This is a genomic window from Acinetobacter sp. ANC 4216 (assembly GCF_004331195.1).
GTDB classification, from domain to species: domain Bacteria; phylum Pseudomonadota; class Gammaproteobacteria; order Pseudomonadales; family Moraxellaceae; genus Acinetobacter; species Acinetobacter kookii.
Window position 1 is genome coordinate 177359 of sequence record NZ_SJOC01000001.1, and the last position, 18770, is coordinate 196128.

Annotated in this window: 19 protein-coding genes; 16 read left to right on the forward strand and 3 right to left on the reverse strand. The window is 40.7% G+C overall.

Annotated elements, in window-relative coordinates; genetic code table 11:
• Positions 1–138: 138 nt before the first annotated feature.
• Complete coding sequence (locus E0H88_RS00925; RefSeq protein WP_131272753.1) at positions 139–1599, reverse strand: CYTH domain-containing protein; 1461 nt, start codon at positions 1597–1599, stop codon at positions 139–141.
• Between the two features lie 277 nt (positions 1600–1876).
• Here E0H88_RS00925 and E0H88_RS00930 point away from each other — a divergent pair, with 277 nt between their 5' ends.
• From E0H88_RS00930 to E0H88_RS00945, 4 genes are all read left to right on the forward strand, one after another.
• Positions 1877–2260: an Mpo1-like protein gene (locus E0H88_RS00930; RefSeq protein WP_131272754.1), complete on the forward strand. Its 384-nt coding sequence runs from the start codon at positions 1877–1879 to the stop codon at positions 2258–2260.
• Positions 2261–2917: 657 nt separating this feature from the next.
• The gene (thiE, locus tag E0H88_RS00935; RefSeq protein ID WP_131272755.1) at positions 2918–3544 is read left to right on the forward strand and encodes a thiamine phosphate synthase; all 627 of its coding nucleotides are present in this window, start codon (positions 2918–2920) and stop codon (positions 3542–3544) included.
• A 42-nt stretch (positions 3545–3586) separates the two neighbouring features.
• A complete protein-coding gene (gene hemL, locus E0H88_RS00940) occupies positions 3587–4888 on the forward strand; it encodes a glutamate-1-semialdehyde 2,1-aminomutase (RefSeq protein WP_131272756.1) in 1302 nt (433 codons plus the stop codon).
• Between the two features lie 127 nt (positions 4889–5015).
• Positions 5016–5432, forward strand: a complete 417-nt coding sequence (locus E0H88_RS00945) for a GlcG/HbpS family heme-binding protein (protein ID WP_131272757.1) — start codon at positions 5016–5018, stop codon at positions 5430–5432.
• Between the two features lie 203 nt (positions 5433–5635).
• Here E0H88_RS00945 and E0H88_RS00950 read toward each other — a convergent pair whose 3' ends face one another.
• Positions 5636–6124 carry a hypothetical protein gene (locus tag E0H88_RS00950; RefSeq protein WP_131272758.1) on the reverse strand — a complete coding sequence of 163 codons (489 nt, stop codon included), beginning with the start codon at positions 6122–6124 and terminating at the stop codon, positions 5636–5638.
• 286 nt (positions 6125–6410) lie between these two features.
• Here E0H88_RS00950 and E0H88_RS00955 point away from each other — a divergent pair, with 286 nt between their 5' ends.
• From E0H88_RS00955 to E0H88_RS00975, 5 genes are all read left to right on the forward strand, one after another.
• Entirely contained in the window at positions 6411–7121 is a 711-nt protein-coding gene (locus tag E0H88_RS00955; RefSeq protein ID WP_131272759.1) for a phosphopantetheine-binding protein, read from the forward strand.
• Between the two features lie 129 nt (positions 7122–7250).
• The gene (locus E0H88_RS00960; RefSeq protein WP_092818414.1) at positions 7251–7895 is read left to right on the forward strand and encodes an RluA family pseudouridine synthase; all 645 of its coding nucleotides are present in this window, start codon (positions 7251–7253) and stop codon (positions 7893–7895) included.
• Between the two features lie 143 nt (positions 7896–8038).
• Entirely contained in the window at positions 8039–10876 is a 2838-nt protein-coding gene (gene rapA / locus E0H88_RS00965; RefSeq protein ID WP_131272760.1) for an RNA polymerase-associated protein RapA, read from the forward strand.
• A gap of 133 nt (positions 10877–11009) precedes the next feature.
• The gene (locus E0H88_RS00970; protein WP_092818412.1) at positions 11010–11276 is read left to right on the forward strand and encodes a PAAR domain-containing protein; all 267 of its coding nucleotides are present in this window, start codon (positions 11010–11012) and stop codon (positions 11274–11276) included.
• A gap of 161 nt (positions 11277–11437) precedes the next feature.
• Complete coding sequence (locus E0H88_RS00975) at positions 11438–12265, forward strand: alpha/beta fold hydrolase (protein ID WP_131272761.1); 828 nt, start codon at positions 11438–11440, stop codon at positions 12263–12265.
• Positions 12266–12317: 52 nt separating this feature from the next.
• Here E0H88_RS00975 and fabR read toward each other — a convergent pair whose 3' ends face one another.
• Positions 12318–13013 (reverse strand): HTH-type transcriptional repressor FabR, encoded by a 696-nt coding sequence (gene fabR, locus E0H88_RS00980; protein ID WP_092818410.1) that lies wholly within the window; start codon positions 13011–13013, stop codon positions 12318–12320.
• A gap of 139 nt (positions 13014–13152) precedes the next feature.
• On the opposite strand from fabR, the gene E0H88_RS00985 reads away from it, so the two are divergent.
• From E0H88_RS00985 to E0H88_RS01015, 7 genes are all read left to right on the forward strand, one after another.
• Complete coding sequence (locus E0H88_RS00985) at positions 13153–14223, forward strand: ferredoxin reductase (RefSeq protein ID WP_131272762.1); 1071 nt, start codon at positions 13153–13155, stop codon at positions 14221–14223.
• Positions 14224–14237: 14 nt separating this feature from the next.
• Positions 14238–15332 (forward strand): fatty acid desaturase family protein, encoded by a 1095-nt coding sequence (locus E0H88_RS00990; protein WP_092818408.1) that lies wholly within the window; start codon positions 14238–14240, stop codon positions 15330–15332.
• A 541-nt stretch (positions 15333–15873) separates the two neighbouring features.
• The gene (locus E0H88_RS00995; protein WP_165493259.1) at positions 15874–16218 is read left to right on the forward strand and encodes a type IV pilin protein; all 345 of its coding nucleotides are present in this window, start codon (positions 15874–15876) and stop codon (positions 16216–16218) included.
• 104 nt (positions 16219–16322) lie between these two features.
• Positions 16323–16787, forward strand: a complete 465-nt coding sequence (locus tag E0H88_RS01000) for a prepilin-type N-terminal cleavage/methylation domain-containing protein (RefSeq protein WP_131272764.1) — start codon at positions 16323–16325, stop codon at positions 16785–16787.
• Positions 16751–17188 (forward strand): PulJ/GspJ family protein, encoded by a 438-nt coding sequence (locus E0H88_RS01005; RefSeq protein ID WP_131272765.1) that lies wholly within the window; start codon positions 16751–16753, stop codon positions 17186–17188. Before E0H88_RS01000 ends, E0H88_RS01005 begins: the two co-directional genes overlap by 37 nt.
• Before the next feature lie 12 nt (positions 17189–17200).
• Positions 17201–17890 (forward strand): PilW family protein, encoded by a 690-nt coding sequence (locus tag E0H88_RS01010; RefSeq protein WP_131272766.1) that lies wholly within the window; start codon positions 17201–17203, stop codon positions 17888–17890.
• Positions 17891–17901: 11 nt separating this feature from the next.
• The gene (locus tag E0H88_RS01015) at positions 17902–18726 is read left to right on the forward strand and encodes a hypothetical protein (RefSeq protein ID WP_131272767.1); all 825 of its coding nucleotides are present in this window, start codon (positions 17902–17904) and stop codon (positions 18724–18726) included.
• Positions 18727–18770: the final 44 nt, after the last annotated feature.

Here is an 18770-nt window from a genome sequence, read left to right on the forward strand (position 1 = left end):
CATGGTAAGCCAGTATCGAAACAAGAGTAGGGTTGTGCCAGAAAGTAGATCAAGCGTATGTCACCCCACTCTTAGGGTACATTAAAAGATCATGCCATACGCTTTGATTTGACTGGTTTAATTTTCTTGCTTTATTTGTTACTTAATAAATTTACGACTCACCAGGAATTGTTCCGTCGCTTCAAACAGCTTTTGTGCATACACTTCCTGTTTCGCTGTCAGCCAGCCCAAAACAAACCAGTCACTGGCTTCAAGTTCAGTTTGCTGAATATACTCGGCAGAAGAGGCCAGAATCTGATATTCACTGGCTGCAAGTTGAGCGTCATTCAAGGCTTTGCTGTATTTCTGCAAATTTTTGACATCATAAATCGAGGTTAAAATCGGGAAACTAAATTTCAGTTCATGAATTTTAGTGGATAACTGATCCAGACTTTCAAAATTGGCAATATCGGCATTCGCAAGATGCTCTTGCAGCTGTTTATATTGATTTTGCAGGGTATTTTGTGCAAACCACTTTAAGTCATGCGCTTGCGGCTTATCCTCCTGCTCTAAGCCAAACATCAATAATTCCAGATAATGATGGACGTTTTGCGTTGAACGAACCAGATTGGCCAACTTTTCTTTGGCATACAAAATATCTTTGGCTAAATTTGATGCGGTATTTGGATTCTGTAAAAATACGCCTAAAGTCGACTGCATGTGCTGCAAATGCTGTAAATGATCAAACTGATGCTTAAATGCGCCCAGTTGCGTCGCCCATTTGTCTGAAACAGCCTCATTCCAGTCTTTAAATAAAGACAGGGTCAAATGCAAATGATCCAGGGCAATTTGTGCTTGCTGAATATGTGTTTTCTCGGCAACACCGGCAGAAATGGCCGCAATATTCGGCAGTAAATGCTGTAACTGCTGGGCAATCAGCAGACGCAAGTTTTTATTGGCGGGGTCTTTTTTACTTAAGTTAAATTCCTTGGCCAATTTTGCCGGACTGACGGGTTGCTGGATGGCCAAAAGATTGCCAATTTCGGCCTTGCTGCGTACATCCAGCCAAAGATGATATTTCTTTACCCATTCAAAGCTAAAGGCGAGAAGTGACTGGACCGAGCCTGACTTCAGTTCAAACTCAACTTCATGCACTTCACTCTGCGCTGTTTCGGTACGCACTGCGCCGACATCTAGGCTGACCTCTATTTCGGTTTCTTCAAAATGAATGACGCGAAAGGTCCGCTGTATATCGGTTTCAAACTGTAATTTAAGCTGATCCTGTGCCTCACCCAAAGCATTTTTGAGGATGTGTTGCGCTTCGGCATCCTGCGCATAAATGGATAAGTCCAGCTGCGGTGCCTGTTCCAGTTCGCCTAAGTCATGGTTATGCTCAAAACGGTGCAAATGGCTTTTACCGGCAGCTTTCAGGGTCTGAATCCAGCGCGTGCCTTCGAGACGTTGTCTTAAGGCCACACCATGCTGTGACAGTAAACGTTCAGCGGTGTCATAATATTTGGCTTTTAGTTGAATAATTTCAGATTTTTTAGGATCCAATGCTTTCAGTAGGGCATTGCGTCTTGCTTCAGGAATCTGAAATTTTAATTCAACTTCAACCATGATCTTTCATCCAAATTTTGTGATGCAATGTCAGCAATACAACTCGTCATCATCGATAGCTTACAAATGCGTTATGAAATCTGTTCTTTTATAGCGCCGGAAATTGTATTGTTCATTCTAGGCTCCTGATTGTAACGAAAATGATTTTTGATGTAAGACTTGACGAACAGATTCTTGCCTGGTTGCTTTGCAAATGATCAAAAAAATGATGAGGGCTGACACTTTAATTTGAACAAAATATGCGCTAACTTAAATCAAAATATCCAGGGCTATGACCATGAATACAACAATCCAGCTCAAATTTGAACATCATCCAGAACCGGAATTTCAGCTGCCGATTCAAAACTATCATGAATTCTATCGGTTTTATTTAACTGAGCACCGTAATGTCATGAGTCGCCGTTTGCATGTGGTGGGCAGCAGTATCGGCTTATATTGTGTGACTAAAGCGATACGCCATAAAAAGGCCAAATATGTGTTATATGGTTTGGTTGCAGGCTATGCCTGTGCATGGGTGGGGCATTTTGTCTTTGAAAAAAACAAACCGGCAAGTTTTAAACAACCGCTGTATAGTTTTATTTCGGATTGGCGCATGTTTGCCGATGTACTGCGCGGTAATTTAAGTTTGCAAGACCGTTCTAAAGATAAAATGCCAGGATAAATTGCGGCTTATTTATACCATTCAGACAAAAAATCACCATTTTGTGATTATTTTCATAAAAAATGTAGAAATAAAATTAATTTTGTCTTGAAATGCTAGAGTGAATATTTTATTAATAGAACAGACATTTAAGAAGCTGAATTTTTACTTCGTGCCTGTCCCCAATCTTAAAGTTTTCCAAGCCTAGAGTGACCTTCTCTAGGCTTTTTTTATGCAGGCGGTACGTTAAAATCTCAGCTTAAAAAATATCAACATTCATCATGGACTAAAAGAGGATTCATCAGGATTGAAAGTAGGATGCAATGTTGGCTGGAATACCCGGATAAAAAATAAGGCGACTCTCTAATTCTTCATTCGCTTCCCCAAGCGCGTTTGATAACAAAGAATTAGAAAGTCTGATCAGAGCTGCAAGTTTTATTATTATAGTGTCTTTATTATTTATTGTTATTCTGTGATTTATTAAACCGTTTAATATCCAGATGATCCATCCCTGAAAATAGGTATTTTTTCACAAAATTTGCATTACAGTTGTCGTGGGCTGGGTTTTCTGATTTTTTGCATATTTATGTAGAGTAATTATAAGGAATTAAGCCAGTTCCGCTGAATCTTGTCCCTGATATGCCTATAATAGGGCAGTTTTCATTTTGGCAGTATGTTATGCGCGGTTTATATCTGATTACCAATGACGATCCTTTAGAACTTTTATTGGCTAAACTTGAAGGTGCAATGGCCAATGGCGGTATTTCAGTATTGCAATACCGTCGTAAAAAAGTCGCCAAACAAGACCAAATTTATGAAATTGAATACATGAAAGCCATGTGTGCTGAATATCGTGTGCCTTTCGTGATTAATGATGACCTTGAAACTGCGGTTAAATACGGCGTAGGTGTGCATCTGGGGCAGGATGATGGCTCGATTCAGGAAGCAGTTGCACGTTTGCCGCAAGGTGTACTGATTGGTCGCAGCTGCAACAATTCACTGGAATTGGCAGAACAGGCAATTGCCGATGGTGCAAACTATGTGGCTTTTGGAGCCATCTATTCGACCGAGTCTAAGCCTGAAGCAGGTAATATTGGCCTGGACACCTTAAAACTGGCCAAAGAAAAACTGAATGTGCCGATCTGTGCCATTGGTGGCTTAACTGTTGAAAATTCCCAGCAGGTGATTGAATGTGGTGCAGATTATTGTGCGGTAATCAGTGATATATTAGGTCGTCCGATGCACGCGATTCCAGAGCGTTTAGACGAGTGGTCTGCATTGTTTAAAACTACAGCCTTAGCATAAAACCTTATTGCTTATTGATTTAATTTTTAGTTGAGTGTCTCTATGAGCTTATCTCCAAAGCAAGAACAACTGTTCAAACAAGCCAGCAAACATATTCCAGGCGGTGTGAATTCACCGGTACGTGCCTTTAATGGCGTAGGCGGTACGCCGGTATTTATTGAAAAAGCCCAAGGTGCCTATCTGTATGATGTGGATGGAAAACGCTATGTGGACTATGTGGGTTCATGGGGGCCGATGATTCTGGGTCATGCACATCCTGACATTATTCAAGCCGTGCAAAATGCTGCTTTAGATGGATTAAGCTTTGGTGCGCCAACTGTGCATGAAACCACTTTGGCGGACATTATTTGTGAGATCATGCCGTCTATTGAGTTGGTGCGTATGACCAACTCAGGGACTGAAGCGACCATGACCGCAATCCGTTTGGCTCGTGGTTATACGGGTCGTGACAAGATTGTAAAATTTGAAGGCTGTTATCATGGTCATTCAGACTCGCTTCTGGTTAAAGCCGGTTCAGGTTTATTAACCAGTGGTGAGGGTGAAGCGACTTCTGCTGGTGTTCCTGCCGACTTTGCCAAACATACTTTAACCTTGCCGTACAATGACATTGCCACCCTGAAAGAATGCTTTGCTAAATTCGGTTCTGAAATTGCAGGGGTGATTGTTGAACCGGTAGCTGGCAACATGAACTTGGTGAAACCAATTGATGGCTTCCTGCAAGCGATTCGTGATGTATGTGACGAACACGGTTCAGTATTCATCATTGATGAAGTGATGACCGGTTTCCGTGTCGGTTTGGGTGGTGCGCAGGCGCATTATGGCGTAACACCTGATTTGACCACTTTGGGTAAAATTATTGGTGCAGGCCTGCCAGTCGGTGCGTTTGGCGGTAAACATGAAGTGATGGAATGCATTGCACCTTTAGGTAAGGTATATCAAGCGGGGACATTGTCAGGGAATCCGCTGGCGATGCGTGCAGGTATTGAGATGTTCAAGCATCTTCGGGCTGAAGGTTTTTATGAAAAATTAACCGCGCAACTCGAAAAATTACTTGCCGGTTTACAAGCGGCTGCCGATGAAGCAGGCATTCCATTCAAGACTCAACAAGTGGGCGGTATGTTCGGTCTGTACTTCACAGATCAGGAAGACATCACCAGTTTCGATTCCATGCTGAAATGTGATGTTGATGCTTTCCGTAAATTCTTCCACGGCATGTTGAAACGTGGTGTAAACCTTGCACCTTCTGCATTCGAAGCAGGTTTTATCTCTGCTGCACACAGTGATGAAGATATTGAATTTACCATTCAAGCTGCAAAAGAAACATTTGCTGAAATGAAAGCTTAAGTTTTTAAATCCTCCCTAACCCTCCTTTGATAAAGGAGTGAATTTTAAGAATTTTTATATTGGAGTTCCCCTCTTTTTTAAAGAGGGGTTAGGGGAGATTAAATTCTAAAATTAGGGATATTTATTCATGCAAACCAAACATTATTTGACTTTAAGTGATGCTGAATTTTTATTGAATACAGCTTATGAATATGCGATTCAGAACAATTTTAATGTCAGTATCGCCGTGGTTGATGAAACTGGAACTTTATTAGCGATGAAGCGTATGGATGGTGCTTCACCGATGACAGCCAATCTGTGTTTAGAAAAAGCTAAATGCTCGGCAATGAGTCGCCGTCCATCCAAGCTGTTTGAAGATATTATTAAAGGCGGTCAAATGGGCTTTCTGACTATGGATACTTTTTCTGGAATGTTGGAAGGTGGTGAGCCGATTCTGTACCAAGGGCAGTTGGTTGGTGCAATGGGTGTGTCGGGGGTTAAATCTTTTCAGGATGCGGAGATTGCGCAGCAGGCGATTGAGAAGTTTTTGGCGCAAGTTGGCTGATTTTTATATTTTGATTTTATATAGTTTTCTAAGCTTAACTTAATAAAATCTCAGAATTTTGTACGATAATTAATCGTGGAACGTGATAAATCGACAAAAAGGCCCAAGCATGGCGTGTTGGGCTTTTTCATTTACGTTAACACTATGATTTAAAAAGGAAATAAAAAATTCGTATAAGGTGTATTATGTTGATTTTAGATTTTCTAATCATTCCAAGAAAAGTGTAAATAATAATAGTCATCTTGATATGTAACTACATAATCAAGATAGCAAACATCAAATGAGCTGTTATCAAGCGAATATAGCTTTAATTCATATTCTGAAATGCTTTCTAGAAGTTCTATAAGTTTTGAAATTATATTTTTTTTAACAATCTCATAATAATCTGAAATTGGGAAATCATCACCAAAGAACCATTCATTTAAAGATTTATTAAGTTGCGTTTTCCAATCTAATATTGGTTCATATGTAAAATCTAATTTAGAAAATGGAGAGTGATTTAATTCAGAGTGTCTTATTGATTCTTTAATAAAAAATTCTGTAAGACTATTTTGAAGTGAACCTTTTTTATATATGGGCTCTATATAAAAATCATAAGCTACAGTACGACTATTTAAAGTAGCTATACAATCTAAATAAGCATTTAGAATGGATAGTTGATGATGTGTTTTGGAGTCATTTTGAACATCCATATCAATTTTCTCCATAAGTGGTATTTTATCTATTCTAAATAGTGATGAAATATATTAGCTTACAATAACTAGAGGTTGTTGATATTTAATGTATAAAAAATAGCGAGATAGTAAAATAAAAGGTTTTATCCCATTAAATATCTTCAATCAAATTAACATAGTGGGCATTATACGAAATGATGAGGATGAAGGTTTGGAAAATCACATCAAACAGATAACCCAATTGATAGTAAACTACAATAAACATCGAATTATCTTACCATTTCTTTATTTCTAAGAGTTACCCATGCTGTACCCAATACCCAAAAAAATCCAACTCGCGCCCTCCCAAGCCAAATGGCAACTATCAACTACAGATTCAGTACTCATTTTAGTGGGATTGCAAAATTTAAGAATGATGGCAGGCATACAAGACAGTGACCTGATGACTCATCTGGTTCAGATCACTAATAAAGCCAAAGCTTTAGATATTCCAATTGTCGACTTATATGGCGATGACCTGATGCAGGGTATGCAGCAACTGGGTGAATATGCATCATCGCATCCGCAGCTGATTTTTGCGGGGCAGGTCACGCCGATGCTCAAGCAAATATTGCCACATCTACAAAGTGTCACCGAGCAAATCTGTGTAGTGGATGATGCGATTTTATTGTCGAATCAGGAACAGCATATTCAATGGATTGACAACATTTCGGCACAGGGCTTGCATCACATGAACAGCTATAGTTTGACTCGGCTATGGGATTTAAGTGCACCATCCCATTACGTGCTTTCCTCCAGGGGAATTATGCTCGCGGTTGCAGAGCAACTGAACATGGATGCCCTAGAAATTGATCCTGAGGTTGATCTGAAACAATACGGTTTGGATTCTGTAGCCATTGTGACGTTGGTGGGTATTTGGCGGGCGCATGGAGCAAATATTAGGTATGAAGATGTCCTAAAACACAATACCCTGCATGCACTGGTCAGCTTTGTATTGCAATCAGTAGGTTCATAACACGAGATTGAAATAATTTTTGAGCAAAATCGGAAAAACCGTCACCAATTCGAATATTGTGCATTGTAATTCTGTGCCAAGCTTTCTATTATTGCCGCCTTGTTTTCGCGATCAGCCTGGGATTGAACATTGAGTAATTTTCTAACCGAACATCTGATACATCGTGATGAAGATTTTATGGTCATCCATAAACCTGCAGGTGTACTCACCGTTCCCGGCAAAACCGAAGATTTACAAGATTGCGTGATCAACCGGTTATTAGAAATAGAACCCAAAACCTTACTTATTCACCGGCTGGATCGGGATACTTCCGGCATTCTGGTGTTTGGCCTGAGCAGATGGGGACAAAAAACCATTTCCCGCCAGTTTCAGGAACGTCAAACCGACAAAACCTATCAAGCCGTAGTAGCGGGACATCTAGAAGGGGAAGGCACGGTTGATGTGCCGGTTGTTTATGACCCTGAACATCCTCCTTTACATATTGCCGATCCCAAGCATAACAAGCCTGCACTCACGCATTGGCAGGCTATCGAACATTTTGAAATTCAGGGACAGGCGGTGACGCGGGTCAAACTTAGCCCGATTACCGGCCGTTCCCATCAGCTTCGCGTGCATATGCAATATCTGGGTCATCCCATCATTGGGGATACTTTATATGCCACTCCTGAGCAGCAACTGTTGATGCCGCGTCTGTGCCTGCATGCTGAAAACTTAAGTTTTTATCATCCGCAAACAGAGCAGCTGATGGAGTTTTATGCTCCGGTTCCTTTTTAAAGTAAAAACTTTTTAATCCTCATCGATTTTGCGCACTTTTTAGTGGGCTTTATGTCAAAATATATTGCTTAAAGACCTGGTTTTTTGCTCAAATACCAACCAGATTTTGGGCTTGAAATTAGTGTCCTCATTTTTAGATAAAGGTGGAAAAATTGCATCAGTTTGCTATTGGTCAGCGTTGGTTATCAGACACGGAAACAGAACTCGGTTTAGGGGTTCTTATAGACGTAGATGAAAGATCGGTTAGCATCTTATTCCCAAAAAGTGATGAAACACGTGTCTATGCACGTAGCAATGCACCTTTATCACGTATTGTGTTCAATGTGAATGATGAACTGCAGGATCAGGAAGGCACCCAATGGACAGTTGAGTCGCTGGAAGACCGTCATGGCGTAGTGCGCTATAACGTCGTGCGCAATTTGGAAGATGGCTCAGAAGAACGTAAGTCACTCAACGAAACCCGTATTGGTGCGACCATCCAGCTGTCTAAACCGCTTGACCGTTTGCTGGCCAGCCAGGTCGACTATAAAGAATGGTATGACCTGCGTATTGAAGCTTTGCTGATGCAAGCCAACATGAAGAACAGTCCTCTGCGCGGCATGGTCGGTGCGCGTGTAGGCCTGATTCCGCACCAGCTGTATATTGCCCATGAAGTGGGCCAGCGTTTTGCGCCGCGTGTCTTGCTTGCTGACGAAGTGGGCTTGGGTAAAACCATTGAAGCAGGCCTGATTATTCATCAGCAACTCAAAACTGCCCGTTCTGAACGTATCCTGATTTTGGTTCCAGACTCACTGCAATATCAGTGGATGATTGAAATGCGCCGCCGTTTCAATCTGGAATTTTCACTGTTCGATTTGACCCGTACCGCTTCGATTAAAGAACATGACCCTGACTTAAACCCGTTCCTGACTGAGCAGCGCATCATTGCTTCTGTTGACTTGATGGTCGATCACGAAGATTTGCGTGAACAGGCTTTAGAAGCCGGCTTCGACCTTCTTGTGGTGGATGAAGCACATCATCTGATGTGGAGTGAAGAAGAAGGTGGTAATGACCGTTATGACCTGGTTGAAGAATTGGCGGAAAAAACACCGGGTGTGTTACTGCTTACAGCAACACCAGAACAGCTGGGTGTGGAAAGCCATTTTGCCCGTTTACGTCTGCTCGATCCGCAACGCTTTAGTTCACTCGACCGCTTCCTCGATGAAGAAGAGCAGTATCATCAGACTGCAAAAATTGCTGAAGTGCTGATGTCAGACCTGCCTTTGGAAGAAGGGCATTTAAAAGCGATCGAGGGTTTGTTGGGGCATGGCATTCAGGATGAGCCGGAACAGCGTTTCCGTGCTATTCATGAATTGTTGGACCGTCATGGTACCGGCCGTATTTTGTTCCGTAATACCCGTGAAGCGATTCAGGGCTTTCCGGGCCGTGATTGCCAACCGGCACCTTTGCCAGCGCCTGCCAACTGGTCGAAAGACGGCAAGTTGCGTGAACAGATGTGGCCTGAAGAGGCTCAGCTGGATGGCTCGTGGATGGAACATGACCCACGCGTGATGTGGCTCATGGAAATCCTGCGTACCGAGTTAAAGCACAAAAAAGTCTTGCTGATTGCACGTAGTGGTCCGGTGGTGGAAGCGCTGGAAAATGTGCTGCGTTTACATGCCGGCATCCGTACCGCCATGTTCCATGAAGGCATGAGCCTGCTTGAACGTGACCAGGCAGCAGCGTATTTCGCTGAAGAGTCTTATGGTGCACAAATTCTGTTGTGTTCTGAAATCGGTTCAGAAGGGCGTAACTTCCAGTTTGCCTCTGACCTGATCCTGTTTGACTTGCCGGCGAATCCGGATGTGTTGGAACAGCGTATTGGCCGTTTAGACCGTATTGGTCAGGAAAACCGGATTCAGATTCATGTGCCTTATCTGGTCGGTACAGCGCAAGAACGTATGTTCCGCTGGTACAACGAAGGTCTGAATATCTTCAGCAATATTTCCCCGACTGCACAAACCCTGCAAGAAAACTTTATTGTGAAGTTAAAAGACTGTTTATTGGCAGATTTAGGCCAGCAGTTTGAAGATTTACTGGAAGAAGTTACTGTACAGCGTGAAGCTTTAGAGGCTGAATTGCAGGAAGGCCGTGACCGTCTGCTGGAATACAACTCTTGCCGTCCAATTGTGGCGCAGGAAATTGTGCAGGCGCTTGAAGATTATGACGACAACACCACTTTGCCGATGTTTATGAAACGCTTTATGGCGTCGACCAATATCGATTTTGATGAGCAAAGTAACGGTACGGTGATCATCAAGCCGACCGATCAAATGCAGGTACAAGGCTTATCTTTAGATGAAGAAGGCATGACTGCGACCTTCTATCGTGATCAGGCGCAGGTTCGTGAAGATGCACAATACTTGACGCTGGAACATCCATTCACAGAAAGCGTGATGGAAATGATTAATACCCAGGCTTTTGGTAGTACCAACGTTGCGGTATTAAAATCTGCAGCCTTGCCACAAGGTTCGGTGTTGATTGAAGTCTGGTTTAAGGTGGATGTGGTTGCACCGAAGGCATTGAACTTGCCATCTAGCTTGCCACAGCAGCTGATTCGCGTATTGCTCAGTGAAAAAGGTCAGGATCTGTCTGAAAAGATTGCACCGGAAATCCTGAAACCTTATTTACATCACCTGGATGGCAATAGCTGCCGTCAGGTGGTGAAAGCACGCCGTGAAGTGATTGAACAGCGTTATGCACAAGCCTTGGATATTGCCAAAGCTGCATTGCCTAACTTTAAGCAGCAGGCTAAAGAAGTGTATGGCAACAAATGGCAATATGAAATTGATCGCCTGACTTATCTGAAACAGTTCAACCCAAGCATCCGTGAAGATGAAATTTCACGTTTGCAAAAATTCCAGAAAGAAGGTTTGAGCCTGCTGGATGGTTTATCAGTCACACCAGAAGCCATTCAGGTGATGGTAGTGGTTAAGCCATAATTTTAAACTGAAATATAAAGCACCTACGGGTGCTTTATATGTTTAAGATGAGGCAGTTGTGGTTCATCTGGCTTAAAATTCAACTCATGCTAAAATAAGAAAATAATTTTTATAAAATATAAGAAGAATAACAATGGCTCAGTCTTTAATTACCATGGGTTCTAGCACGTCGCACGGCGGAATAGTCTCGGAATGTGATCCTTCTTTTATCATAAATGGAATCGCTGTGCATTTGCATGGTATGAAACATTATTGTCCAAAATGCCAAATGGTTGTGTCAGCCATTGCGGCGAAACAGTCAACCACTGTGAAAGGGCGTGGGGTGGTGATTGCAGGGGACAAGACGACTTGCGGAGCAACTTTTTTAGGCAGTCAGTTTCTGGTGGTTTGGCGAAAATAAACCGCAGCAGTCAAATCATTTATTGTATAGAATTCTGTATTTAAGCCATCTGACTTGCAAGTCAGTGAATCATGCATTTATGGATGTCATCCCAGTCTATTTTTCCTTAAGCTACGATGCTGTTAATCAGATAAATGTAAATGAAAATAAGAGTAGCTTATATGGCAGATGGATTATTCAGAAAACAGGCGATTCATTTTACCCATGCCAATGGGATTCCTTCGGCCAGCTATCAAAAGTTTTTCCGCTGTTTGGGACCAGAATTTGATCTTAAGGCCATTCCAATGATTGGTCTGGATCCCAGATATCCGGTGACTCTGACTTGGCATTATCTGGTTGAACAGGTAATTGCAGACATTGAACGGCAATTTCCAGAACAGCAGGTGATTGGTTTGGGGCATTCATTTGGTTCTTTGCTTACTCTAATGGCGGCCTATAAACGTCCTGATCTGTTTTCACAGTTGGTGATTATGGATCCGCCTTTTGTGATCGGACCTAAATCTGCCATTTTTGAGGGTTTGCAAAAGCTGAAATTAAAAGCCGTGGATAAAATCACGCCAGCCGCGATTACGCTTAAACGCAATGATCATTGGTGCAGTTTTGATGAAGCATATACATCTTTGCGAAATAACCGCCTGTTCAAGAATTTTGATCAGCAGTGTTTTGATGATTATTTTGCCCATGCTATTACAGAAGATCAAAGCAGAGGGGGCGCGACCTTAACTATTCCTAAAGCGGTTGAAGCTGAAATTTTTAGAACAGTACCTGCGTGGTGGTGGCGTACTCCACGTAAAGCACCTCAAGTTCCGGTACATCTGATTACCGCAAAACAGAGCCACTTTTATAAACAGGGCTTACCGCAAGGGATGAAAAAAATCTATGGCATTGAGTTTAGTGTGGTCGAAGGTGGGCATATGTTTCCTTTAGAGCAACCGGAAAGCACAGCCGAATGGGTGAAACAGAGGATTGCCAAACAGCAAAGTATTTAAGGAAAAGTGAAGGATTTCATTTTGCATCCTTCACGAGCAATCACGTTATAGATTATCGAATTTGAGCTTCATCCAGATGACGTGCACCTTCTATAATCATGCGAATCATGATCATGGTTTGTTCGGCAATTTCATTGCGTTCCTTCGCAGAAATATCGATGACCGTTGCACCCATATTGAATACCAGCTGGGTAATGGCTTTAGCGGCAATGTCGGGGTGAGAAAGCCTGTTGTTATTGAGGCGTTCCAGACGAATTAAATCTTCCTGCAACTCTTGCTGGAAATAATTTAGCTGGCGTTGCACTGCTGCTTTATAAGACGCAGAACCGGTATAGGCTTCACGCAATAATAGACTTAAATTTCCTTCATCTGCATCTAATTGTTCAATAAAAATTTCGACTGAACTGCGAATAATGCTGTTTTCCTTAGAAGCCTTTAAACGCGCTTGATGCAAAATTTGACGCAATACAATCCCTGCACGATCAATCAATTCAATTGCAAGTTCATCTATATCTTTAAAATGTCTATAAAAACTGTTTGGAGCAATACCTGCCTCACGTGCAACCTCACGTAGGCTTAAGGAGGAGATGCTTTTTTGCGGTCCAATTAAATTCAATGCAGCTTGAAACAGCTCTTCTTTGGTAATGGTTGCTTTTCGGCCCACGGTACGGACGATCACCGGCTCATGAACAAAATTCTGTTTATCAACAGGCGCATCAACACTTTTTTTGATTGAAGACTGGTTCATATTTTTCAAGGGATTAGAAACACAAAAACATTATAGCGGTTGCAGTGCAACTTGGGAAATGATTAGAAATAATACAAATATATATACAAATATATATACATGTGTATAATAATTAAAATTCAATCGCGTGGTACTGACTATGCATGTTGTAGAAAAAATGAAAAAATCTCCCCTGAGTTCACTAGCTGAAAGCGTTATGGATCAGCACGCAGCCAATTTCTGGCTGCAGAAATTCAATACGCTTTGGTCAATCAATCAAGCCTTAGGCAAAATTGTCCAAAAAGAAAATTCTGCACAAAATATGATGAGTTTGACTATTCAAGTGAACCGTCATTTTCAAATGGGGCAAGCAGGGCAGCATCATCCAGTTTTTGTGGAAGTGAATGGTGTTCGCTATGAACGTAGCTATAGTCTGACCCAACTTGATGCGCAACATGTCTTATTAACAGTGAAAAAAGTTGATCAGGGTAAAGTTAGTTCCTGGCTGGTTGAGCAGGCACAAGTCGGCGATATTCTTGAATTTGGGCAGCCTTATGGGGACATGCTGTTACCAGAACAAGCTCAGCCGATGATCTTGCTCGCTGCGGGTAGCGGTATTACCCCAATGTTAAGCTTGCTTAAAGCGCTTTCTAAAACGGATCGTATGACTCAAGCACCTATCCAGTTGTTGTATTGGGTCAAAGAATATGCCGATGCAGCTTTTAAAGCGCGTTTTGAAAAGCTTGCGGAACAATATCCGAATTTCTCATTTCAGGTTTTTTATACCCAGGAACAAGATGCGGGCAAACGCTTAAACCAGGACCATCTGGCTTTGCTGGACAATATCGAAAACAGTCTGGTGTATGCCTGCGGCCCATCCGGATTTGTTGCACAGGCTGAACAGTTATTTGCCCATGCCCAAAGTTTCAAAAGTGAAGCTTTTAGCATGAGTGCCGTTGAAAGTTCTGACATGGGCTTTGTCAATGTGACTTTGTTGCAGTCAAAGAAAGTAGTAGCCATTCCTAAAGGGCAGTCTATTTTAACCAGCCTGGAACAGCAAAATATCAGACCTACCCACGGCTGCCGTATGGGCATTTGTCATAAATGTGTCTGTAATAAAGTTGAAGGTTCAACCAAAAATTTGGTGAACGGTGCTCAAAATTCAGAACCCGGTAATGTCTTAAAAATATGTGTCAATTCAGCACAGTCTGACCTTGTCATTGATTTATAAGTGAGAAAAATATTATGAATATGCCTGTTAAAATAGAATATTTTAAAAATCCGAAAAATGGTGAGCTCACTCAATCTCAACTAGATGATTTGGCCCGTGAGCTGGATGCCATTAAACAAGAAGTGCTTGATGATATTGGCGAAAAAGACGCGAAATATATCCGTCGTGTTTACTCAACCATTCGTTATGCTTCAATTGCTGGACGTGCCTGTTTATTTGCTGGCTGGTTTCCGCCGGCCTGGGTATTAGGTACAGGCTTACTTGGTTTTGCCAAAATTATGGAAAATATGGAATTGGGTCATAATGTTATGCATGGTCAATATGACTGGATGAATGATCCTAAATTCCATGGCCCAAGTTACGAGTGGGATATCGTCGGCACAGCAGATAACTGGCGTCAAACCCATAACTACAAGCATCATACTTATACCAATATTAAAGGGATGGATGATGATATCGGTTATGGCTTGCTGCGTTTGTTCCCTGAACAGCGCTGGAAACCAGGCTATCTTTTACAGCCGATTTATGCGATTCCATTTTGTCTGTTATTCCAGTGGGGCGTAGCCATTCAAAACCTGGAATTGGGTAAAGTATGGTTTGGGCGTAAAAGTAAACAGGTACTCAAAGAAGAGTGGAAACCACTCCAAAAGAAAATCGGTAAACAATTGTTTAAAGATTACGTTTTCTTTCCATTGATTGCGGGTCCAGCTGCTTTACCGGTATTTACCGGCAATCTGGTTGCGAACGGAATCCGTAACATCTGGACTTTCAGTATTATTTTCTGTGGTCATTTCACTAAAGATGTGGAAGTTTTCCCGAAAACGGTACTGGAAAATGAAAGTCGCGGACATTGGTATATGCGTCAGATTCGTGGTTCATCCAATTTGACAGGTTCAGAAGCATTCCATATTTTGACCGGTCACTTAAGCCATCAAATCGAGCATCATTTATATCCGGACATTCCGGCACGCCGTTATCGTAAAATGGCACCTAAAGTTCAGGCAGTATGTGAGAAATATGGTTTAAATTATAATAATGCCAACCTGTTTAAGCAGTATGGCAGTGTAATTAAACGTATTGCTAAATATGCTTTTCCGTTCAAGAAGTAAGTTTATCCAAAAATCTTAATATATTATTTTTCAGGAGTGAGTTAGGGAAAACCCTCACTCCTGAAAATTTTATAAAAAAATAAAATTATAAAATTTAATTTAAAGTATTAGGATGAATTTAGTAATAAATTAATTTTGCAAATTGTTTATCTTTTGTGAGCTTTTTATGTATTTTTTTGCATAAATATCTACTCTTTGAGCACTTTTGCCTATTGTCAAATAAGTAAAATATAACTTTGTAATTATACCCCCTGGGGGTGTTGATCAGTAAATCATCATTAATTAATTTTTTAAAAAAATTAGATAGATAATTTTATAAATAATTATGCTTATAATATATTGATTTTTATTATTATTATTTAATTTTATTAAAATATATGACAGTTTTATTAATAATAAAATGATAATAATAATAATTATTATTAAAATGTAAATAAGTGATTGGTGAATGAAAAAAGATAGATCTTTTTTACAACTTATAATAGAAATGTGATGTGTTATTTTTCTGTAGGTAAATATGCCATCTGGTGTAGGAAAGAAAATGTACAAAAAGTCATCTTTACTAGCTCAAAAAATTGAATCAGGTTTTACTCTTGTAGAGCTTATGGTTACAGTCTTAATTTTGGCTATTCTTGCGGGAATTGCGATGCCAATGTACTCCAATTACATTACTAAAGCGAAGGCGCGTAATGCTGGAGCTGATCTTGTAACATTAAGTTTAGTCATTGAAAGCTTATACCAACGAAATTTAACTTATCCCATTCCAACAACAAATCCGACTGTATCTACAGTCAAAACTCAGGAATATGCTACTGCTTGGCAACCGGCAGAAACAGAAACATTTGAATATACAGCAAATGTAATTCTGCTACATCGTACACTTTAACCGCAACGGGGAAAACAGGTACACGTTGCAGGTTGTAGTCTATCTTTAACCAATAAAAATATAAGAACAATCACAGGTGGCTCCAGCTGCGGTGGTCTAACATCATGGTAAGTCAGCACCGTGGAGTTACGCTTATTGAGCTAATGATTGCAATTGCATTATTGGCCATGCTCGCTTTAGCAATCTTTCCTTTAGGGCGAGCTTGGGTGGCAAATGCACAAATTACCAAGACTGAAAAATTATTTCTGGAAGCCTACAGTCGGGCAAAAAACGAAGCTATTCGTAATCCAAATGCAGTGCCCATTGATAGTACAGCACCAGCGGCACTACTGATTGTGGATAATACCAATAAAAAAATAATCGTGAGGAATAAGGACGACAGCACAACAGATTCAATAGTATTGCAGGTTGTAATTGAACCCACGGTTACAGTGACCTTATCCAATGAATGTAATAATAAAATTCCACTCAACAACAATGCTTATGTAATGACAGCAAATTGTACTATAGCATTACTGCGAATGGGGAACAAATGCAACAGGTGCATTATAAATCTTCACCTTCATTGAAATGTCAGCAGGGTGTGACCTTAATTGAGGTTTTAATTTCTATTGTATTGATGGCGATTATTGGTTTAGGGGCAGCGTTTATTGCAGGCCGTACGGCGGTCATACATCATGATCAGAATATCCATTTACATACAATTAATCAGTTTCGCCAGCAGCTGGAAAATTCTGCCCAATGCGGTGCTAAAGCTGTAGGAACTCATTCTATACAAGTAGAGATAGCAGGTTCAAATGTGCAAGCTGATTGTATCGTAAAAAAGCAGGCTTTTACTGTTAAGGCTTTGGATGGCACCACAAATCCGAATAATGGCGTGGCAGAGGCAAATGTAGACGTGACCTATGCTGAGCTTCAGGTCAAGAGTAGTGATACCTTTGTGCCTGTCAAAGTACAAATGTCGCCGTGAAGGAGAGGGCATATGAATAACCTGAACTTTTCACAGCGTGGTGTATCTTTACTTGAAATTTTAATTGCAATGGCCTTATCCATTATTATTATTTTGGCCATGCTGCGTGCATTTATTACGACGGGAAAGGTGACCGCTGAATCTTCTTTAGGCGCTAAAGTAGATAGCAGTATGACGTTGGGTTTTATTGCAGCTGACAGTATCTTGCAAGGAATGGGGTTTGGAATAACCAATACTAATGCAGGGTACGGGACGAATTTTCAGGTACTGGATTCAGAGGGTAATACGGTTAATCTGGATTCAACAAGCAAAAAAGCAGCTGGAAAATTTTTGGTTTGGAAAGTTTCCGATACAGATTGCCAGGCATTACAAAGTCACAGCAATGGTTTGTATTTTTATGGGAAAAATACCGGTTATAGTTGTTCAAGTCTGGCAAAACCTGCAGATACACTTGCAAAGGAATTACTTATTCAAGTGGAAAGTACGCTCAGTAGTTCTGGAATTTCGAATAATACAAATAATATTGGCGAAATTAATATACAAGTTCAGGAAATAAGCGGTTGTCTACCTTTTGGCGTTAAAAATAGTACTTCGAGTGGTGGTAAATATCAGGTCTTACTCACAGCCAAAACTTATGCGGCGAGTAGTGCTACAAGTGCTAAGACCATTAGCAATGTGACCTGCCTAGTTAATTTTAAATAGGGGAGCCAAAAATGAATAATATATTTAAAAATATGAAAGTCCCTAAAGAAATTCTATTTTGTTCTAAACAGAAAGGTTTTTCATCTCTTTTATTTATTGTGCTAGTTGGACTGTCTTTAACTGTTCTTACTGTAGGTTATATGTCTTCAATGCGTAATCTACAATCGAGTGCAACGACAGCTCATGCACAAACCCAAGCACAAATGCAGGCTATGATTGGTTATCAGGCTTTGTCTAAATTTTTAAAAGACCAAGCAGATACTAATTTTGCAAATATTGCAAAGATTGAGACTGGGACAATCAGTGGTGGAACTACCTCGATTTTACGTTCCCAATTCGTTATTACTGAAGAATTAGAAAGCAAATCACAAACAGGTTCAGTTTTTGCCGGTGGATTGCGCGTAAATAAATTAGAAGACCTTTCTGCTTCTGGTGTAACACTTGAGGTTTCAGGAGGGATTATTAATAAAAATAATAACCAGACTTATGATGCATCTGCTTTAAGTAATGCTGGTATTACAGTGGTAGCTTATACCCCTAAAAGCTTTATTAGACCTGAAGACTTACGTAAAGATGCCAATTATATTTTTACTTTAGAAAATGGTAATGCAAAATGCATGAAGAATAATTTTTTTGATGCTACTGAAAATAAACAGATAACAGCAGAAACAGTTATTACTTGTCCTGTAGCTGTGACTCGTCAAAGTGACTCTTGGGTAGTTACTGCCAATTCAGAAATTACTGGAGTATTATGGTTTGACGGAAATGTGACAGTTAATTTATCTAAAACAACAGACCGCAGATTCAAATCCCAAGTGCGACACATTTGTAGTTAGTTGAAAAAGTTAGGTGTATTCGTAGAATCATTGGACTTTTTCAA